At 69.4% G+C, this 15,296-nt stretch carries 20 protein-coding genes and 1 tRNA gene; 15 read left to right on the top strand and 6 right to left on the bottom strand.

Features of this window, described 5'->3' with window-relative positions:
* The 3 genes from ACIBF7_RS41610 to ACIBF7_RS41600 all read right to left on the bottom strand — a co-directional run bounded on the left by ACIBF7_RS41610 (nt 1) and on the right by ACIBF7_RS41600 (nt 1,074).
* Nucleotides 1-363 (bottom strand): antibiotic biosynthesis monooxygenase family protein, encoded by a 363-nt coding sequence (locus ACIBF7_RS41610; protein ID WP_397199590.1) that lies wholly within the window; start codon nt 361-363, stop codon nt 1-3.
* A gap of 70 nt (nt 364-433) precedes the next feature.
* A complete protein-coding gene (locus ACIBF7_RS41605) occupies nt 434-568 on the bottom strand; it encodes a hypothetical protein (protein ID WP_397199589.1) in 135 nt (44 codons plus the stop codon).
* A 368-nt stretch (nt 569-936) separates the two neighbouring features.
* Complete coding sequence (locus ACIBF7_RS41600) at nt 937-1,074, bottom strand: hypothetical protein (protein WP_187281613.1); 138 nt, start codon at nt 1,072-1,074, stop codon at nt 937-939.
* A gap of 250 nt (nt 1,075-1,324) precedes the next feature.
* Here ACIBF7_RS41600 and ACIBF7_RS41595 point away from each other — a divergent pair, with 250 nt between their 5' ends.
* Complete coding sequence (locus ACIBF7_RS41595) at nt 1,325-2,236, top strand: radical SAM protein (protein ID WP_397199588.1); 912 nt, start codon at nt 1,325-1,327, stop codon at nt 2,234-2,236.
* A gap of 9 nt (nt 2,237-2,245) precedes the next feature.
* Nucleotides 2,246-3,466, top strand: a complete 1,221-nt coding sequence (locus tag ACIBF7_RS41590) for a methyltransferase domain-containing protein (protein WP_397199587.1) — start codon at nt 2,246-2,248, stop codon at nt 3,464-3,466.
* 249 nt (nt 3,467-3,715) lie between these two features.
* Here the strand turns inward: ACIBF7_RS41590 and ACIBF7_RS41585 are convergent, their stop codons facing one another.
* Entirely contained in the window at nt 3,716-4,450 is a 735-nt protein-coding gene (locus ACIBF7_RS41585) for a methyltransferase domain-containing protein (RefSeq protein WP_148036760.1), read from the bottom strand.
* A 117-nt stretch (nt 4,451-4,567) separates the two neighbouring features.
* On the opposite strand from ACIBF7_RS41585, the gene ACIBF7_RS41580 reads away from it, so the two are divergent.
* Nucleotides 4,568-5,107 (top strand): RNA polymerase sigma factor, encoded by a 540-nt coding sequence (locus ACIBF7_RS41580; protein ID WP_148036761.1) that lies wholly within the window; start codon nt 4,568-4,570, stop codon nt 5,105-5,107.
* Entirely contained in the window at nt 5,094-5,813 is a 720-nt protein-coding gene (locus tag ACIBF7_RS41575; protein ID WP_271279683.1) for a hypothetical protein, read from the top strand. The genes ACIBF7_RS41580 and ACIBF7_RS41575 overlap by 14 nt, the downstream gene beginning before the upstream one ends.
* Here ACIBF7_RS41575 and ACIBF7_RS41570 read toward each other — a convergent pair.
* On the bottom strand, nt 5,802-6,827 hold the full coding sequence (locus tag ACIBF7_RS41570) for an adenosine deaminase (protein ID WP_378525274.1): 1,026 nt from the start codon (nt 6,825-6,827) through the stop codon (nt 5,802-5,804). The two genes, ACIBF7_RS41575 and ACIBF7_RS41570, sit on opposite strands and share 12 nt — an antisense overlap.
* Before the next feature lie 95 nt (nt 6,828-6,922).
* On the opposite strand from ACIBF7_RS41570, the gene ACIBF7_RS41565 reads away from it, so the two are divergent.
* Entirely contained in the window at nt 6,923-7,402 is a 480-nt protein-coding gene (locus ACIBF7_RS41565) for a hypothetical protein (protein WP_271279684.1), read from the top strand.
* A 55-nt stretch (nt 7,403-7,457) separates the two neighbouring features.
* On the opposite strand, the gene ACIBF7_RS41560 is transcribed toward ACIBF7_RS41565, so the two are convergent.
* Nucleotides 7,458-8,666, bottom strand: a complete 1,209-nt coding sequence (locus ACIBF7_RS41560) for a pyridoxal phosphate-dependent aminotransferase (RefSeq protein ID WP_364233175.1) — start codon at nt 8,664-8,666, stop codon at nt 7,458-7,460.
* Between the two features lie 168 nt (nt 8,667-8,834).
* Between ACIBF7_RS41560 and ACIBF7_RS41555 the strand changes: the two genes are divergently transcribed.
* The 10 genes from ACIBF7_RS41555 to ACIBF7_RS41510 all read left to right on the top strand — a co-directional run bounded on the left by ACIBF7_RS41555 (nt 8,835) and on the right by ACIBF7_RS41510 (nt 14,775).
* Nucleotides 8,835-8,907, top strand: a tRNA-Trp gene (locus tag ACIBF7_RS41555).
* Between the two features lie 76 nt (nt 8,908-8,983).
* A complete protein-coding gene (gene secE / locus ACIBF7_RS41550; protein ID WP_148036766.1) occupies nt 8,984-9,223 on the top strand; it encodes a preprotein translocase subunit SecE in 240 nt (79 codons plus the stop codon).
* 67 nt (nt 9,224-9,290) lie between these two features.
* Nucleotides 9,291-10,052, top strand: a complete 762-nt coding sequence (nusG, locus tag ACIBF7_RS41545; protein WP_148036767.1) for a transcription termination/antitermination protein NusG — start codon at nt 9,291-9,293, stop codon at nt 10,050-10,052.
* Between the two features lie 118 nt (nt 10,053-10,170).
* Nucleotides 10,171-10,602 carry a 50S ribosomal protein L11 gene (rplK, locus tag ACIBF7_RS41540; protein ID WP_148036768.1) on the top strand — a complete coding sequence of 144 codons (432 nt, stop codon included), beginning with the start codon at nt 10,171-10,173 and terminating at the stop codon, nt 10,600-10,602.
* 58 nt (nt 10,603-10,660) lie between these two features.
* Nucleotides 10,661-11,383 carry a 50S ribosomal protein L1 gene (gene rplA / locus ACIBF7_RS41535; RefSeq protein ID WP_148036769.1) on the top strand — a complete coding sequence of 241 codons (723 nt, stop codon included), beginning with the start codon at nt 10,661-10,663 and terminating at the stop codon, nt 11,381-11,383.
* Nucleotides 11,384-11,569: 186 nt separating this feature from the next.
* Nucleotides 11,570-12,397, top strand: a complete 828-nt coding sequence (locus ACIBF7_RS41530; protein ID WP_271279686.1) for an LppX_LprAFG lipoprotein — start codon at nt 11,570-11,572, stop codon at nt 12,395-12,397.
* Between the two features lie 240 nt (nt 12,398-12,637).
* Nucleotides 12,638-13,162, top strand: coding sequence for a 50S ribosomal protein L10 (gene rplJ / locus ACIBF7_RS41525; RefSeq protein WP_148036771.1), 525 nt, complete (start codon nt 12,638-12,640; stop codon nt 13,160-13,162).
* A 67-nt stretch (nt 13,163-13,229) separates the two neighbouring features.
* Complete coding sequence (gene rplL / locus ACIBF7_RS41520) at nt 13,230-13,625, top strand: 50S ribosomal protein L7/L12 (RefSeq protein ID WP_148036772.1); 396 nt, start codon at nt 13,230-13,232, stop codon at nt 13,623-13,625.
* 179 nt (nt 13,626-13,804) lie between these two features.
* Nucleotides 13,805-14,284, top strand: a complete 480-nt coding sequence (locus ACIBF7_RS41515; protein WP_148036773.1) for a hypothetical protein — start codon at nt 13,805-13,807, stop codon at nt 14,282-14,284.
* On the top strand, nt 14,281-14,775 hold the full coding sequence (locus tag ACIBF7_RS41510) for a hypothetical protein (RefSeq protein WP_271279687.1): 495 nt from the start codon (nt 14,281-14,283) through the stop codon (nt 14,773-14,775). Before ACIBF7_RS41515 ends, ACIBF7_RS41510 begins: the two co-directional genes overlap by 4 nt.
* Nucleotides 14,776-15,296: the final 521 nt, after the last annotated feature.

Genomic DNA, 15,296 nt, shown 5'->3' with positions numbered 1-15,296 from the left:
TCACGGGTCCAAGCGCTGAGGGCCGGGACCGATCTCGCGGACGACGGTGTAGGTAGGGACTCCGGTCATGCGTGGTTCGGCCCTGCCGGACAGGCTCTCCAGCGCCTTGCCGATGGCGGCCATCCGGCCCTCGGTATCGGAGGTCTCCACGAAGTGGCGGTAGTCCGCCTCGCTCGCCCAGTGCACGATGTTGTACACGCGTGTGCCGTCGGTGCTCACATGGAAGCGGGCCGAGCGGTAGCCGGGATGGAAACGCACCCACCGCTCCTGGATCTCGGCGAAGGCCTCCACCAGCTCGCGCTGCGTGTCGACGCCGTCAACGGTGTAGTCGATGATCGAACAGAAAGCAGAATCCGCGCTCACGGACGCACTCCTCAAATCGCATACGAGGCAGGCCTCAGCGGCCATCGTGCAATCTCAACTGCGGTTGAGGTCAACCACATCTCGTCGCCATGTGCGGCCGATACGGCCAGATGGTGGGATCGAGCTGCGGCGGGGCCTGGACGGCGACCATCGGGCCGTTGAGCCGATGAGCTGCGCCGGGGATCAGGTCACGGCTGTCGGCCATGCCTGCACACCTGTCCACGGACTTGGGGTCCCCTGAGGTTCCGATCAACCCGGTGAACCCATGCCACCGTCTTTCTGGTCAGCTATGGGGATTCCCGCGCGCCGCATGGGCAGGGACCGGGGAGCGCGAGGGGGCGGTAGCTCCCTCGCCCGGGGGCGCGGGGGCTTGCCCCCGCACAACACGTCTGAGCTGATCGGCGCGGAGCGCCGCCCATGGTGAAGGCCATGCCTTTGACCTGGGGCGCGGGGGCTTGCCCCCGCACAGCGCAGCCCGAGCTGGATTTCGCGCGGAGCGCGTCTACTGCGAGGCCCATGTCGCGCGGTTGCCCCGCATGCTGTGACCGCGGACTACGGCGCCGATATCCACTTTCACGGGCGCGGTCCGTACTCTCCGCAGAGAAAGGCCAGTCGTAGCGCCACCTCGTCCTCGCGTGCCGGGTTCTCGGCAGCAACCTTGGCGGCCATGCATGTCATGCGGAGCCGGATGTCCCGCAGTTTCTCGCTCATCGGGTGACGTCATGACCGTACGCACGGGCAACCACGGCGTACTCCCGGATGTTGATGTGCCCAGGGTGACCCGCCTGTCCCTTAACAGTGACCCTCGATGGGCTTTCCGCACACGCCATAAAACTGCAAACTGGAGTCAACAGGCTACAGAAAGTTAGGAGCCGCATGGGTGCCGGTGCTGCCTCGATCTCCACAGCACCGACGTCACCCTCTCCGACGTCAGCCAGTCGCCCCCGGACGAAGAAAGCAGATGATGACCGCTGAACTCGCGATCGAAACCGCTTGGTCGCCGGCACAGGCGCCCGTCCGATTCCTCGAACTGGAGCTCACCAACCGCTGCCAGCTCAGCTGCACGCACTGCTATGCCCTCTCCGCCCCCACGGATGGTCACGGGGAGATGACACTCCCGGATTGGAAACGGCTTCTCGACGACGCTCCCGCCGCCGGAGTCTCACACGTCCAACTCATCGGCGGCGAGCCGACCCTGCAGCCCGACTTCGCCCTTCTGCTGACGCACGCGCTGGACCGGGGCCTGAAGGTGGAGGTGTTCTCGAATCTCCTGCACATCACGGAGCCGCTCTGGGACCTGCTCACCCGCCCAGGCGTGGAGCTGGCCACTTCCTACTACAGCGACACACCGATCCAGCACGACAGGATCACGGGCAGGCTGGGGAGCCACCGACGCACCCGTGCCGCGATCAGCGAGGCACTGCGGCGCGGTATCCCACTCAGAGCGGGAATCATCGACCTTGGCGACGGGCAACGCGTCGAGCAGGCGCGCACCGAGTTGGAGCGGCTGGGTGTCACCCGTGTCAGGGTGGATCGGATGAGGGGTGTCGGCCGCGCCGCCGAGCACCGGGCCGCCCAGCCGACCGTACGCGAGCTGTGCGGACGCTGCGGCGATGGCCGTGCGGCCGTCTCCTGCGGCGGTGACGTCCGTCTGTGCGTTCTGTCGCGGTTCCTGCCGTCGGCTGGAAACGTGCGCACCACTCCGCTGGCCGACATCCTGGCCGGGAGGAAATGGCGAGAGCTGTGTGCGAAGGTTCCGCGTCGGCGCACCGCCACGGCGTGCAACCCTGACAGCGACGGCAACGACTGCGCCCCCGCGGAAACGATCTACGATCCGGACAAGGCCACGGGCTTCCTGCGAGCCGGCCGCTGAAGGGCTCTCATGGACTGGAAAGAGCGGGCCGAAGCACTGGCCGCCATCGCGACGCCGCCCGGGTCCCGCTGGCGGGCGCCGGTCGCTCGCACGCCCCGGCACACGTTCGTGCCTAACTGGTGGGAACCGGTGGAAGGCGGGTGGGCGCGGCGGGATGGCGCCTCTGACCCCGGACAGTGGCTGACGGCGGCCTACACGAACGCCACACTGGTGACACGGATCGGGCCGCTGCACGCTGACCATGCCGATCCGGGCGCCCGCGCGTCAGGCCGCCCCACCTCGTCGTCCACCCTTCCCGGGCTGGTCGCCCAGATGTTCAGGCATGCCTCGATCGACGACTCGTGCACCGTCCTGGACGTGGGCGCCGGCAGCGGATACGGCACCGCCGTACTGTGCGCTCGGCTCGGCGACGAGCGGGTGACGGCGATCGACGTGGACCCGTACCTCGTCGGAGCGGCACGGCGGCGGCTCGGGGAAGCCGGGTACGAGCCGCGGCTGATCGCCGGGGACGCGACGCGCCCGCTGGACGGGCAGTGGGACCGGATCGTCGCCACGGTGTCGGTACGGCCGATCCCGCCGTCCTGGCTGGCAGCTCTGCACACCGGCGGACGGCTGGCCACCACGATCTCCGGCATGGGGGTCATCCTCACGGCCGAGAAGAAGCCGGACGGCACCGCGACCGGCCGGATCGAGCGCGACCAGGCCATGTTCATGGGTACGCGGACGGGCGCCGACTATCCGCAGGCCGAGCACGCGCTCCTGGACCGGGCCCGCGTCGAGGAGGGCGAGCGGGTCGAGCGCGGCCGGTATCCGGTGGTGCCGGACGTGGTCGAGGCATGGGACGTACGGACCATGCTGGAGATCATCGCGCCAGGCATCACGCACCATCACACGCGGGAGAACGGCATCCGGATCGCGATCATGGTGCATCCGGACGGATCGTGGGCGCGGGCCGAAGAGCGCGCCGGGGAGGTCATCGTTCACCAGAGCGGGCCGCGCCGCCTGTGGGACTATCTGGACGAGGTGCGCGATCACTGGATTCGGCACGGCTTGCTGCCGTTCCATGGCGCGAAAGTGTTGATACGCCCAGATGGCGGGATCGCGCTGCGGCGCGGGCGCTGGACGGCGACCATCGGGCCGTCGAGCCGCTCCGGAGATCAGGCCACGGCTGTCGGCCTTGGGATCCCCTGGGGTCCCGATCAACGAGGTGGACCCATGCCACCGTCCTGATCAGCTATGGGGACACCCGGGCGCCGCATGGGCAGGGAGCGGGGAGCGCGAGGGGGCGGTAGCTCCCTCGCCCGGGGGGCGCGGGGGCTTGCCCCCGCACAGCGCAGCCCGAGCTGGATTTCGCGCGGAGCGCGTCTACTGCGAGGCCCATGTCACGCGGCCGGGCATGGTTCGCGCGGAGCAATCAGCCCGGCGAGCATCCGCCGTAGAACCAGCACCCGCACCGAGGAACCACGCGATGAGGAACAGTCAGCCGGGGACGCGGGCCACGCAGAAGACCGTCTGCCCGAACGGCGGCCGGATGAAGCGCTCGATGAGCCGCGTCATCGGCACCACCGTGCGGTCGTAGATCTTGACCAGCCGCGGGTCCGGGTAACCCACCCCACCCCGGCGCACCGCCGCCCACCAGGCGATGCCGCCCAGGAAGTTGATCGGCTTGAGCACCTCGATGTCCAGCCCCGCCTTGCCCACGGTGGCGGCCAGCGTCTTGGGCGTGTAGCGCTGCACGTGGCCGACCTTGCGGTCGAAGTCGCCGTACAGCTGCATGTAGCCCGGCACCCAGATGACGATCCGCCCGCCCGGGAGGGTGACGCGCGCCAGGGAGCGCAGCGCTTCGGCGTCGTCCTCGATGTGCTCCAGGACGTTCATCATGACCACGGTGTCGACCTTGTCCTTGAGCGGGATCTCGGTCGGCAGGGCGAACTGCAGCACGTCGATGTCGTCGCGGTCGGCGAAGCGCTTTTTGAGCTGCTCGACGCAGTAGGGGTCGAAGTCGCTGACGACCAGCCGGTCGAGCCGCGGCAGGAACTGCTCGGCGAAGTGGCCGAGCCCGGAGCCGATCTCCAGCAGGGACCGGCCGACGTGGGGGGCGACCATGTCGAACTCGTACTTGCGGTAGTTTCTGGCCTCGTCACCGCCGAGGTGGTTCTCCAGGGCCTCGTCACCGGCTGCCGGTTGGACTACACGGTCATAACCAGAGGACATAGTCGCCGATCCTTACGGGTTCGCGGGAATGGGCCAGAGTCTAGTGCCCGCCCCGCGCCGAAGGTCACGGAACACTCTTCCGTACCCGCCACGAATGCGGTGGAATCAGTCACGCCCATGGATGACGACGAGGCCATCGCCCGCTCGCTGGAGGGCGACCTGACCGCCTACGAGGTGCTGGTCGCCCGTTACAGCGCGCTCGCGCACCGCACCGCGGTCCTGTTCGGCGCCCGAGACGAGGCCGAGGACGTGGTGCAGGAGGCGTTCGTCAAGGCGTTCCGGCATCTCAGGACGTTCCGCCGCGACGCGGGTTTCCGCCCGTGGCTGCTGCGTATCGTGGCCAACGAGACGCACAACCTGACGCGGGCGCGCGGCCGCAGGTCGGAGCTGACGGTACGGCTGAGCGCCACGGCCGAGGCGAAGGCCCCCGACGACCCCGAGGGCACGGCCGTGGCGACGGACCGGCGGGCCCGGCTGCTGGAGGCGGTCAGGGCGCTGCCCGAGCGGGAACGCAGAGCCGTCGTCTGCCGGTACTTCTTACAGCTGTCCGAGGCCGAGACCGCCCAGGTGCTCGGCTGGCCGGTCGGCACCGTCAAGTCCAGGACGCACCGCGGCCTGGCGAGGCTCAGGGAGGAGGCAGGGCATGAGCTCGGATGAGCGCTTCGACGACATCGAGGCCGAGTTGCGCGCCCTGGCCGGCTCCCTCGACGTGCCGGCCCCGCCGCCCGAGCAGGTGGCGGCGGCCGTAAGGACCAGGCTGGAAGCCCCGCGGCCGGTCAAGCGGAGGCGGCGGTGGCGGATCGTCGCGGTGGCGGTGGTCGCCCTGGTCGCCGTCACGGCGGCCACCCCGCAGGGCAGGCAGGCGGTGACCGCGATCCTCCGTTACGCCGGGATCGAGCTGCGGCTCGGCGGCGACACGCCGGCTCCGGTGCCCACGCCGGCGCCGCTGCCGGGGGAGCGGGAGGTGCCGCCTGACGAGGTCGCCGGGCAGGTCGCGTTCCCGGTCAGGACCCTGGCCGCGCTGGGCGAGCCGGAACGCGTGACGGTCGCCGACGGCGGCCGGGTGGTGTCGATGTTCTGGCCGGACGGCATCCGGCTGGACCAGTTCGACGGCCGGATGGACCCGTTCTTCTTCAAGCGGCTCGGCCCGCCGTTCCCCGACGAGGTCGAGGTCGACGGCGTCACCGGCTTCTGGCTGCCGGGCTCGCACCCCCTCGGCTACATCACCCGCGAGGGGGGCGGGGAGGTGCCGCTGCGCCAGGCCGGGCCCACCCTCATCTGGCAGGCGGGCGACGTCGGCCACCGGCTGGAGGGCGCCCCGTCGATGGCGCGGGCGGCCGAGCTGGCCGGCTCACTCCGGTGAGGCCAGCCAGTCGTCGACGCCCTTGATCAGCTCCTTGCGGACCGGCTCGGGCGCGGCGGACGACCTGATCGACTGGCGCGCCAGCTCGGCGATCTCCGCGTCGGTGAACCCGTACACCTCCCTGGCCAGCTCGTACTGGCGCAGCAGCCGGGCCCCGAACAGCAGCGGGTCGTCGGAGCCGAGCGCGACCGGCACCCCCGCCTCGAACAGCCTGCGCAGCGGCACGTCCGCCGCCCGCTCGGCCACCCCCAGCCCCACGTTGGAGGTCGGGCACACCTCGCAGCAGATCTGCCGCTCGGCCAGCCGCTCCATCAGCCACCGGTCCTCGGCCGCGCGCACGCCGTGGCCGACCCGGTCGGCGTCGAGGTCGTCGACGCACTGCGCCACGCTCCGCGGCCCCAGCAGCTCCCCGCCGTGCGGCACGGCCAGCAGCCCGGCCCGCTTGGCGATGCGGAACGCCCGGTCGAAGTCGCGGGCCTGGCCACGCCGCTCGTCGTTGGACAGGCCGAACCCGACCACGCCCTTGCCGACGTACTGGGCGGCCAGCCGGGCGAGCGTGTTGGCGTCGAGGGGATGCCTGGTGCGGTTGGCGGCCACCACCACCGCGAGGCCGGTGCCCGTGGCCCGCGAAGCCTGCTCGGCCGCGTCCAGCACCAGCTCCAGCGTGGCCGTCAGGCCGCCGAACATCTGCTGGTAGCCCGACGGGTCGACCTGGATCTCCAGCCACCGCGACCCGGCCGCCGTCTCGTCCTCGGCGGTCTCGCGCAGCAGCCGGTAGACGTGCTCCGGCCGCCGCAGCACCGACCTGGCGATGTCGTACAGCCGCTGGAACCGGAACCAGCCGCGCTCGTCGGTCGCCCGCAGCCGGGGCGGCCAGTCCTGCTCCAGCGCGTCGGGCAGGTGCAGGCCCTGCTCCCTGGCCAGCTCGATCAGGGTCGAGTGGCGCATGGAGCCGGTGAAGTGGAGATGCAGATGGGCCTTGGGCAGCGAGAGCAGGGACCTTGCCATCGCCATATTTTGCCACCGGACCGGGCCGCGACTTGCCGTGTCAGCACGGCTGTTGTAGGAGACTAGGGTCCTTCTTCCCGCGTTCCGGCCCTGGAGTGGTGATGCGGCGCCTGGCGACGGTGCTCCTGACACTGAGCCTTGCCGCGTGCGGCCCGTCCGCCCCCGCGCCGCAGATCGGCCGGCCCAGCCCGGTCGCCGCCGTGACGGGCCCCACGCTGTCGTGCGGCTCCGCACCCGTCGGCGTCGCCGCCATGCCCGTCGGCACCACGAGATCCGGTACGTTCCGGCACGTCAGATCCCTCACCCGGAAGCTGAAGGTCAGGGGCGAGACCTGGAGCCGGGGCGCCGAGCGACTGCACGTCGGCGTCGTCTGCGGGGTCAGGACCGCCGAGGAGTTCGCCACCCTCGTCGACCGGGCCACGCTCGGCATGCACCACGGCAAGCCCGCGCTGAGCTGGGAGACCCGGGGCGACCTGCACAACTTCATGTGGCTGGAGCGCCCCGGCACCGCCGTCTACGTCGCCGCGACCCCCGGCCTGTCCACGGAGATCGACCGCATCGCCGACGAGGTGACCGGGTAACCCCCCTCGTTGCGGACGTCGCCGTGATCGCCCCGCGCGTTGCCGGGCGACGCGGTCAGTGGGCCTCGGCCAGCAGCTTGGCGAGGCGGCTGACGCCCTCCACCAGGTCGTCGTCGCCCAGCGCGTACGACAGGCGGAAGTAGCCGGGGGTGCCGAACGCCTCGCCGGGCACCACCGCCACCTCCGCCTCCTCCAGGATCAGCTCGGCCAGCTCGGCCGACGACCCCGGGCGGCGCCCGCGCAGCTCCTTGCCGATGAGCTCCTTGACCGCCGGGTAGGCGTAGAACGCGCCCTTCGGCTCCGGGCACAACACGCCCGGGATCTCGTTGAGCATCCGCACCATCGTCTGGCGGCGCCGGTCGAACGCCTCACGCATCCGCGCCACCGCGGACAGGTCGCCGGAGACCGCCGCCAGCGCGGCCATCTGCGAGACGTTGGAGACGTTGGAGGTGGCGTGCGACTGCAGGTTGGTCGCCGCCTTGACCACGTCGGGCGGCCCGATCAGCCAGCCGACCCGCCAGCCCGTCATCGCGTACGTCTTGGCCACGCCGTTGAGGATCACGACCTGGTCGCCCAGCTCGGGGACGGCCGTGGCGATGCTGGTGAACTCGGCGCCGCCGTACGTCAGATGCTCGTAGATCTCGTCGGTGACCACCCACAGGCCGTGCTCGGCCGCCCAGCGGCCGATCTCGACCGTCTGCTCGCGCGAGTAGACGGCGCCCGTCGGGTTGGACGGCGAGACGAACAGCAGGACCTTCGTGCGGTCGGTGCGGGCCGCCTCCAGCTGCTCGACGCCCGCCAGGTAGCCCGTCGTCTCGTCGGTGACGACGTCGACCTGGACGCCCCCGGCCAGCTTGATCGCCTCCGGGTAGGTCGTCCAGTAGGGGGCCACGACCAGGACCTCGTCGCCCGGGTCGAGCAGCGTGGCGAACGCCTCGTAGACGGCCTGCTTGCCGCCGTTGGTCACCAGCACCCGCGACGCGTCGGCCTCGTAGCCGGAGTCGCGCCGCGTCTTGGCGGCGATCGCCTGCTTCAGCTCGGGCAGGCCGCCCGCCGGGGTGTACTTGTGGAAGCGGGGCTCGCGCGCCGCGGCCACGGCGGCCTCGACGATGTAGTCGGGCGTCGGGAAGTCGGGCTCGCCCGCGCCGAAGCCGATGACCGGACGGCCGGCCGCCTTCATCGCCTTCGCCTTGGCGTCCACGGCGAGGGTCGCGGACTCGGAAATCGCGGAAATCCGTGTGGAGACACGGCGTCGGGTGGACATGCCTCCATGCTCCCACGCGTGCCCCCACGCCATGTGACCTGCGCGATCAGGTTTGGGTTCGACGTGGCGGGCAATCTTCCGTACACTTTCGCCAGGTCCTGCAGCCGCATGTCGATGTGGCGTTCGGTCCAGGCAGTAAGTCGATCAGGGTAGTGTGGTTGACGACATAGGGCACTGGCGCAATTGGTAGCGCACCGGTCTCCAAAACCGGCGGTTGGGGGTTCGAGTCCCTCGTGCCCTGCGAGTGCGGTCCGCGCAATAATGGCGTGTAGGCGCCGCATAACTGCGTTGGATACGACCGATTTCAGGTGAGGACTGTGGCGATCGACACGCGCGGCGAGACCGCAGGCAAGCCCAGTGGTGAGAAGAAGCGTACTTCTCCGGCCCTGTTCTACCGTCAGGTCGTGGCCGAGCTGCGCAAGGTCATTTGGCCGACGCGCAAGGAGCTGGTCACGTACACCACGGTTGTCATGGTGTTCGTGCTGATCATGGTCGGCATCATCTACGGCCTCGACGCCGCGTTCGGCTGGGCCGTCCTGCAGATTTTCGGCGGCTGATTCTGACGCAGACGGCGCGCGCCTGACGGAGCCGCCGTTCGATACCGACGAAAGAGGAAGAGTCACCGTGTCCGAATCTTCAGTGCCGGCCGACGAGCCCCGCGAGAAGTGGGACGCCGAGCCGGAAGAGGCCTCCCAGGCCGCTGAGGAGACCGTCGAAGACGTCGTGGACAGCGACGAGGTCGACGAGACCGCCGAGGCGGCCGTCGTCGAGGAGGACGGTGACGTCGAGCCCGACGTCGACCCGGTCGAGGAGTTCAAGCGTTCGCTCCGCGGCCTGCCCGGCGAGTGGTACGTGATCCACTCCTACGCCGGTTACGAGAACCGCGTGAAGTCCAACATCGAGAGCCGCAACGTGTCGCTCAACATGGAGGACTACATCTACCAGGTCGAGGTGCCGACGCACACCGTCCAGGAGTTCAAGAGCGGCAAGAAGGTGCCGGTCAAGGAGCGCGTGCTGCCCGGCTACGTCCTGGTGCGCATGGAGCTGACCGACGAGTCCTGGGCCGCGGTGCGCAACACCCCGGGCGTGACCGGCTTCGTCGGCCTGTCCAACAAGCCCAGCCCGCTCAGCCTCGACGAGGTGGCCAAGCTGCTCGCCCCGGAGCCGACCGAGGAGAGCAAGAAGACCGCCGCCAAGACGCCCTCCGGCCCCGCCGTCGAGTTCGAGATCGGCGAGTCCGTCACCGTCATGGACGGCCCGTTCGCCACCCTGCCCGCCTCGGTCAGCGAGATCAGCCCCGAGTCGCAGAAGCTCAAGGTGCTGGTCTCGATCTTCGGCCGGGAGACCCCGGTGGAGCTGTCGTTCAACCAGGTGTCGAAGATCTGAGACGATCACCTACAATTAAACGTTCGGTCGGCCGCCTGTCGCGAAGGGCGGCCTTCCGACATGTCCGGGCGCACCCGCGTTCCGGAAGGCATCACCATCAGGACCCGGAGAAGGACTCATGCCTCCGAAGAAGAAGATCGCGGCTCTGGTCAAGGTCCAGCTTCCCGCTGGCCAGGCCACGCCCGCACCGCCGGTCGGTACCGCCCTCGGTCCCCACGGCGTCAACATCATGGACTTCGTGAAGCAGTACAACGCTGCGACCGAGGCCCAGCGGGGCAACATCATCCCCGTCGAGATCACCATTTTCGAAGACCGCAGCTTCACCTTCGTCACGAAGACGCCTCCGGCGCCCGAGCTGATCAAGAAGGCGCTGGGTCTCGACAAGGGCAGCGCGACCCCGCACAAGGACAAGGTGGGCAAGCTCAGCCGCGAGCAGCTGCGCAGCATCGCCGAGACGAAGATGCCCGACCTCAACGCCAACAGCGTCGAGCAGGCCGAGAAGATCATCGCCGGCACCGCCCGTTCCATGGGCATCACCGTCGCCGACTAAGCACTTCCCCACCCGTGGGAGGGCCGCCCGCCGGCCCGCACACCACAAGGAGACAGACATGCAGCGCAGCAAGGCGCACAAGGACGCGGCGGCCAAGGTCGACCGCGACAAGCTCTACAGCCCGGCCGACGCGGCCAGGCTGGCCAAGGAGACGTCGACCACCAAGTTCGACTCCACCGTCGAGGTGGCGCTGAGGCTGGGCGTCGACCCTCGCAAGGCCGACCAGATCGTGCGCGGCACGGTCAACCTCCCGCACGGCACCGGTAAGACCGCCCGGGTCCTGGTCTTCGCGACCGGTGACCGTGCTGAGGCGGCCCGCGAGGCGGGCGCCGACATCGTCGGGGCCGACGAGCTGATCGACGAGATCTCCAAGGGCAACCGGCTCAACGAGTTCGACGCCGTGGTGGCCACGCCCGACCTGATGGGCAAGGTCGGCCGCCTGGGCCGCGTCCTCGGCCCGCGCGGTCTCATGCCCAACCCGAAGACCGGCACGGTGACGCCCGACGTGGCCAAGGCCGTGACCGAGATCAAGGGCGGCAAGATCGAGTTCCGCACCGACCGGCAGGCCAACCTCCACTTCATCATCGGCAAGACGTCGTTCCCCGAGCGCCAGCTCCTGGAGAACTACGCGGCCGCGCTCGACGAGGTGCTGCGGCTCAAGCCGTCGGCGGCCAAGGGCCGCTACATCAAGAAGGTGACGTTCTCCACGACCATGGGCCCCGGTGTCCCGGTCGACCCCAACGTCACCCGCGGCATCGTCGGCGAGCTCGACGCCGTCTGACGAGTTTTTCTGGAAAGGCCCCGGCGTGCTCCGCGCCGGGGCTTTCCCATGTCCGGGGCCTTTTTCCCGGGTCCGGATATTCACGGCTTCCTTCGTACGGAACGCCTCTCAGGGACATCCCTGGGTTTTCCATGAGAAGCTGCGGGAAAGCGCTACGAGAAGCCAGCTGACACGTAGGGTCGATACATGTTCAAGCGCAGGTTTTCTCTCGCCATCGCCGCGGCCGCGGCCGCTCTGGCCGCGACAGCGGTCGCCGGCTGTGGAACTAACGCGCAGCCCATTCAGGTGAATCTCGCCGCCTCCGAGGTGCTCGCCCAGGCGGCCCAGAAGACGACAGAGGTCAGTTCTTACACGGTTGACGCGGTCGTCGACGTCTCGCACCCGCAGGAGGGCGAGGGCAAGGTTCAGGGCCGCATGGTCTACCAGAGCCAGCCCCAGCTCGCCCTTGACCTGACCGTGGACACCGCCGGCGTCGGCGGCAGGGAGCTGCCCGGCGGCGCCCGGGTGATCCTCCAGGGCGACACGGCGTACGTCAAGGTCGAGACGCTCAACAAGGTGCTCGGCGCCACCAAGCCGTGGATCAAGGTGCCGCTCGCCGAGGCCGGCGACCGTGCCCAGGTGGACCAGATGCTGGGCCAGGTGCAGCAGTTCGACCTGGCGAACGTGACCAAGATGATCACCACGTCGCAGGACGTCAAGGCGGCCGGCAACGAGAGCGTGGGCGGCACCGACACCACCCACTACAGCGGCACCTTCCCGGTGGAGGCGGCCGTGCAGCAGCTGCCCGCCGAGGAGCAGGACCAGGCGCGGAAGAACCTGGCCGAGCTGAAGGACGTCAAGTTCGACATCTGGGTCGCCGCCGACGGCCTGCCCCGCAAGCTGACCCTGAGCGGCGCCAAGGAGGGCGGCACGCTCGACGCGACGCTGATGTTCAAGGGCTACAACGAGCCCGTCGACATCCAGGCCCCGCCCGCCGACCAGGTCGGTGAGCTGCCGAAGGGCACCACCAACTGAGAACGATTTGGAAACTCGGCGGCCAGCACGTAGTCTGGTCGTTGCCGAAGACCGCCGGTCGTCGCCAGGTGCCTCAAAGCCTGGCGACCGAAGGATCCACCTCAGGTGGACGGCCCGCGCAGGTGTGATGCGAGTTTCCCATATGGTGCATTCCATGTGTGTGAGCCCCGTGTGCGCCCTGCGCCCGGGGCTGTTCTCATGTCAGGGCCCTTCACCGGTGGCACACCTGGAAGGAGGCCCATGGCGAGGGCGGATAAGGCGACAGCGGTTGCCGAGCTCAAGAGCGAGTTCGAAGGCAGCGCCGCCGCCGTTCTGACCGAGTACCGCGGTCTCACCGTTGCCCAGCTCAAGCAGCTGCGCGTCTCTCTCGGTGAGAATGCGAAGTTCGCCGTGGCGAAGAACACCCTGACCAAGATCGCGGCCAACGAGGCCGGTCTCGCGGGTCTCGACGACCTGCTCACCGGGCCGACCGCGATCGCCTTCGTCAACGGCGACGTTGTCGAGGCCGCCAAGGGTCTGCGTGACTTCGCCAAGGCCAATCCCCTTCTGGTGATCAAGGGTGGTGTCCTCGACGGCAAGACGCTGGACGCCACTGAGATCACCAAGCTCGCCGACCTCGAGTCCCGCGAGGTTCTCCTCGCGAAGCTTGCTGGCGCGATCAAGGCGAAGCAGAGCGCTGCCGCCGCTATGTTCGCCGCGCTGCCCACCAACATGGCTCAGCTGGCCGACGCTCTTCGCGCCAAGCGCGAAGAGGCGGGCGAGTAGCTCGGGGATTGCCGCAACACCGCGGTCCCGTTCCTAAATTTCGCAAGTCCCTTACGGAGGAAACATCATGGCGAAGCTCAGCACCGACGAGCTGCTCGACGCGTTCAAGGAGATGACCCTCCTCGAGCTTTCCGAGTTCGTTAAGCAGTTCGAGGAGACCTTCGACGTCAAGGCCGCCGCCCCGGTCGCGGTCGCCGCCGCTCCGGCCGCCGCCGGTGGTGGCGAGGCCGCCGCCGCTGCCGAGGAGCAGGACGAGTTCGACGTCATCCTCGAGGCCGCCGGCGACAAGAAGATCCAGGTCATCAAGGAGATCCGCGCCCTCACGTCCCTCGGCCTGAAGGAGGCCAAGGACCTGGTGGACGGCGCTCCGAAGAACGTCTTCGACGGCAAGGTCAACAAGGAGCAGGCGGAGAAGGCCAAGGCTGCCCTGGAGGGCGCCGGCGCCACCGTCACGGTCAAGTAAGACCGAACGCTTCGAAAGGGGCGGTCACACCCAGGTGCCGGGTGTGCCGCCCCTTTCGCATGCCCGACCGCGATCCATGCCATTCGGGTCCGGTTCGTACCGTGTGGGGCGATTGGCAGGTCCCGGAGAAGGCGGGCGGGTTATGATCCCGGCGACCGGCCGGGAGGGGGTGAGCGCGGATGTCCCGCATGGTCGTCCCGGTGCTCGCCGTCCTGGCGGCGCTGCTCGCGGCGGCGGCGGTCTGGCTCGGCGTGCAGGAGCGCGACGCACAGGCCAGGGCCGACGACCGGCAGGCGGTGCTGCGCGCGGCGGGCACGCACGCGATGAACCTGCTCTCGCTCCACCACGAGACCGTCGACTCCGACGTGCACCGCATCCTGACCAGCTCCACCGGCGCCGCCAGGGCCGCGTACGAGGCCGCGGCGGACGAGATGATGCGGACCACGCGCAAGAACAAGGTCATCCAGGAGGGCGTGGTACGCGCGGCAGGGCTGGAGTCGATCTCCGGGGACACCGCCAGGGCGCTCGTGGTGGCCGACGTGGTGATCCGCTGGGACGGTTCCGACGACGCGCCCCAGGAGCGCTTCTACCGGTGGCGGATGGACCTGGCCAAGGTTCAAGGGGTCTGGCTGGTGTCGAAGGCGGAGCAGGTCACGTGAGGGCCGTCCTGGTGGTGCTCGGCGTCCTGGTGCTCGCCCTGGGCGCGGCGGCGGGCGTGCTCTGGTCCGACTGGCGGGCCCTGCGCGGCGGCGAGGCCGCGGGCGCGGAGGCCATGGCGGCCGCCAAGGCGGTCGCGCCGGAGCTGCTCTCGTACGACTACCGCACGGTCGAGCGGGACCTGGCGCGCGCGGGGCAGCACACCACCGGGGCGCTCACCCGGCAGTACGCGGAGCTGTCGGGGTCCCTGTCGACCAGAGCCAAGGAACGCAAGATGGTCCAGACCGCCTCCGTCGTGGCCGCGGCGGTGGAGCGGGCGGAGCCGGACAGGGTGGAGGTTCTTCTGTTCGTGAACACGGGTACGATCACGGAGGCCGCGGGGAAGGCCGGGCCGCGCCAGCAGGTCAGCCAGACCCGGGCCAGGTTCGTCATGATCAGGCAGGGCGGCAGGTGGCTCGTCTCGGACCTGTCGACTCTGCTCGGGACCGCCTGAGAGGGCCCCCGGGCGCGCCGTGTCCTTCAATTGTTACCAAAAACTAGGTTTAGTGAGTCCTTTGTCGCGGGTATCTCCGTCACTGCTACACCGGTTGTCGGCCTGGGTTCGACCCCCGGTGTGACGGAGCGTTAACCGCCCCCGTTCGCGGGTATCGTCTTGGGCCTGGCGGTAGGCGATCAGTCACACAGGGGAGAAAACCCAGCGTCTGAGCCCCTAGGCGGCTAAAAGTCGGGCTTGCGGGCTTGACGGATTCGTTCAGACGAGCGATGCTGCGACCAACGTGAAGCATGCAGCGAGAGCGAAGTGGACAGGCGTGTGCCGTTCGGCTACACTGCCCCTTTGCGCTGCCCTTTGACGACCCGCTCCGCTTGCTCACGTTGCGAGGTTGTCTGGCGTGCGTGTAGTCAGTCCGCCGCGAGCCCTCGGAAGGACATCTGTTGGCAGCCTCGCGCAACGCCTCCGCCGTACCCGCTGGTCCCCGTCGCGTCTCTTTCTCGCGTATCCAGGAGCCGCTCGAA

The sequence above is a fragment of the Nonomuraea sp. NPDC050478 genome (assembly GCF_044458265.1).
GTDB lineage: Bacteria > Actinomycetota > Actinomycetes > Streptosporangiales > Streptosporangiaceae > Nonomuraea > Nonomuraea ferruginea.
This window is presented reverse-complemented; position numbering and strand designations above follow the sequence as displayed.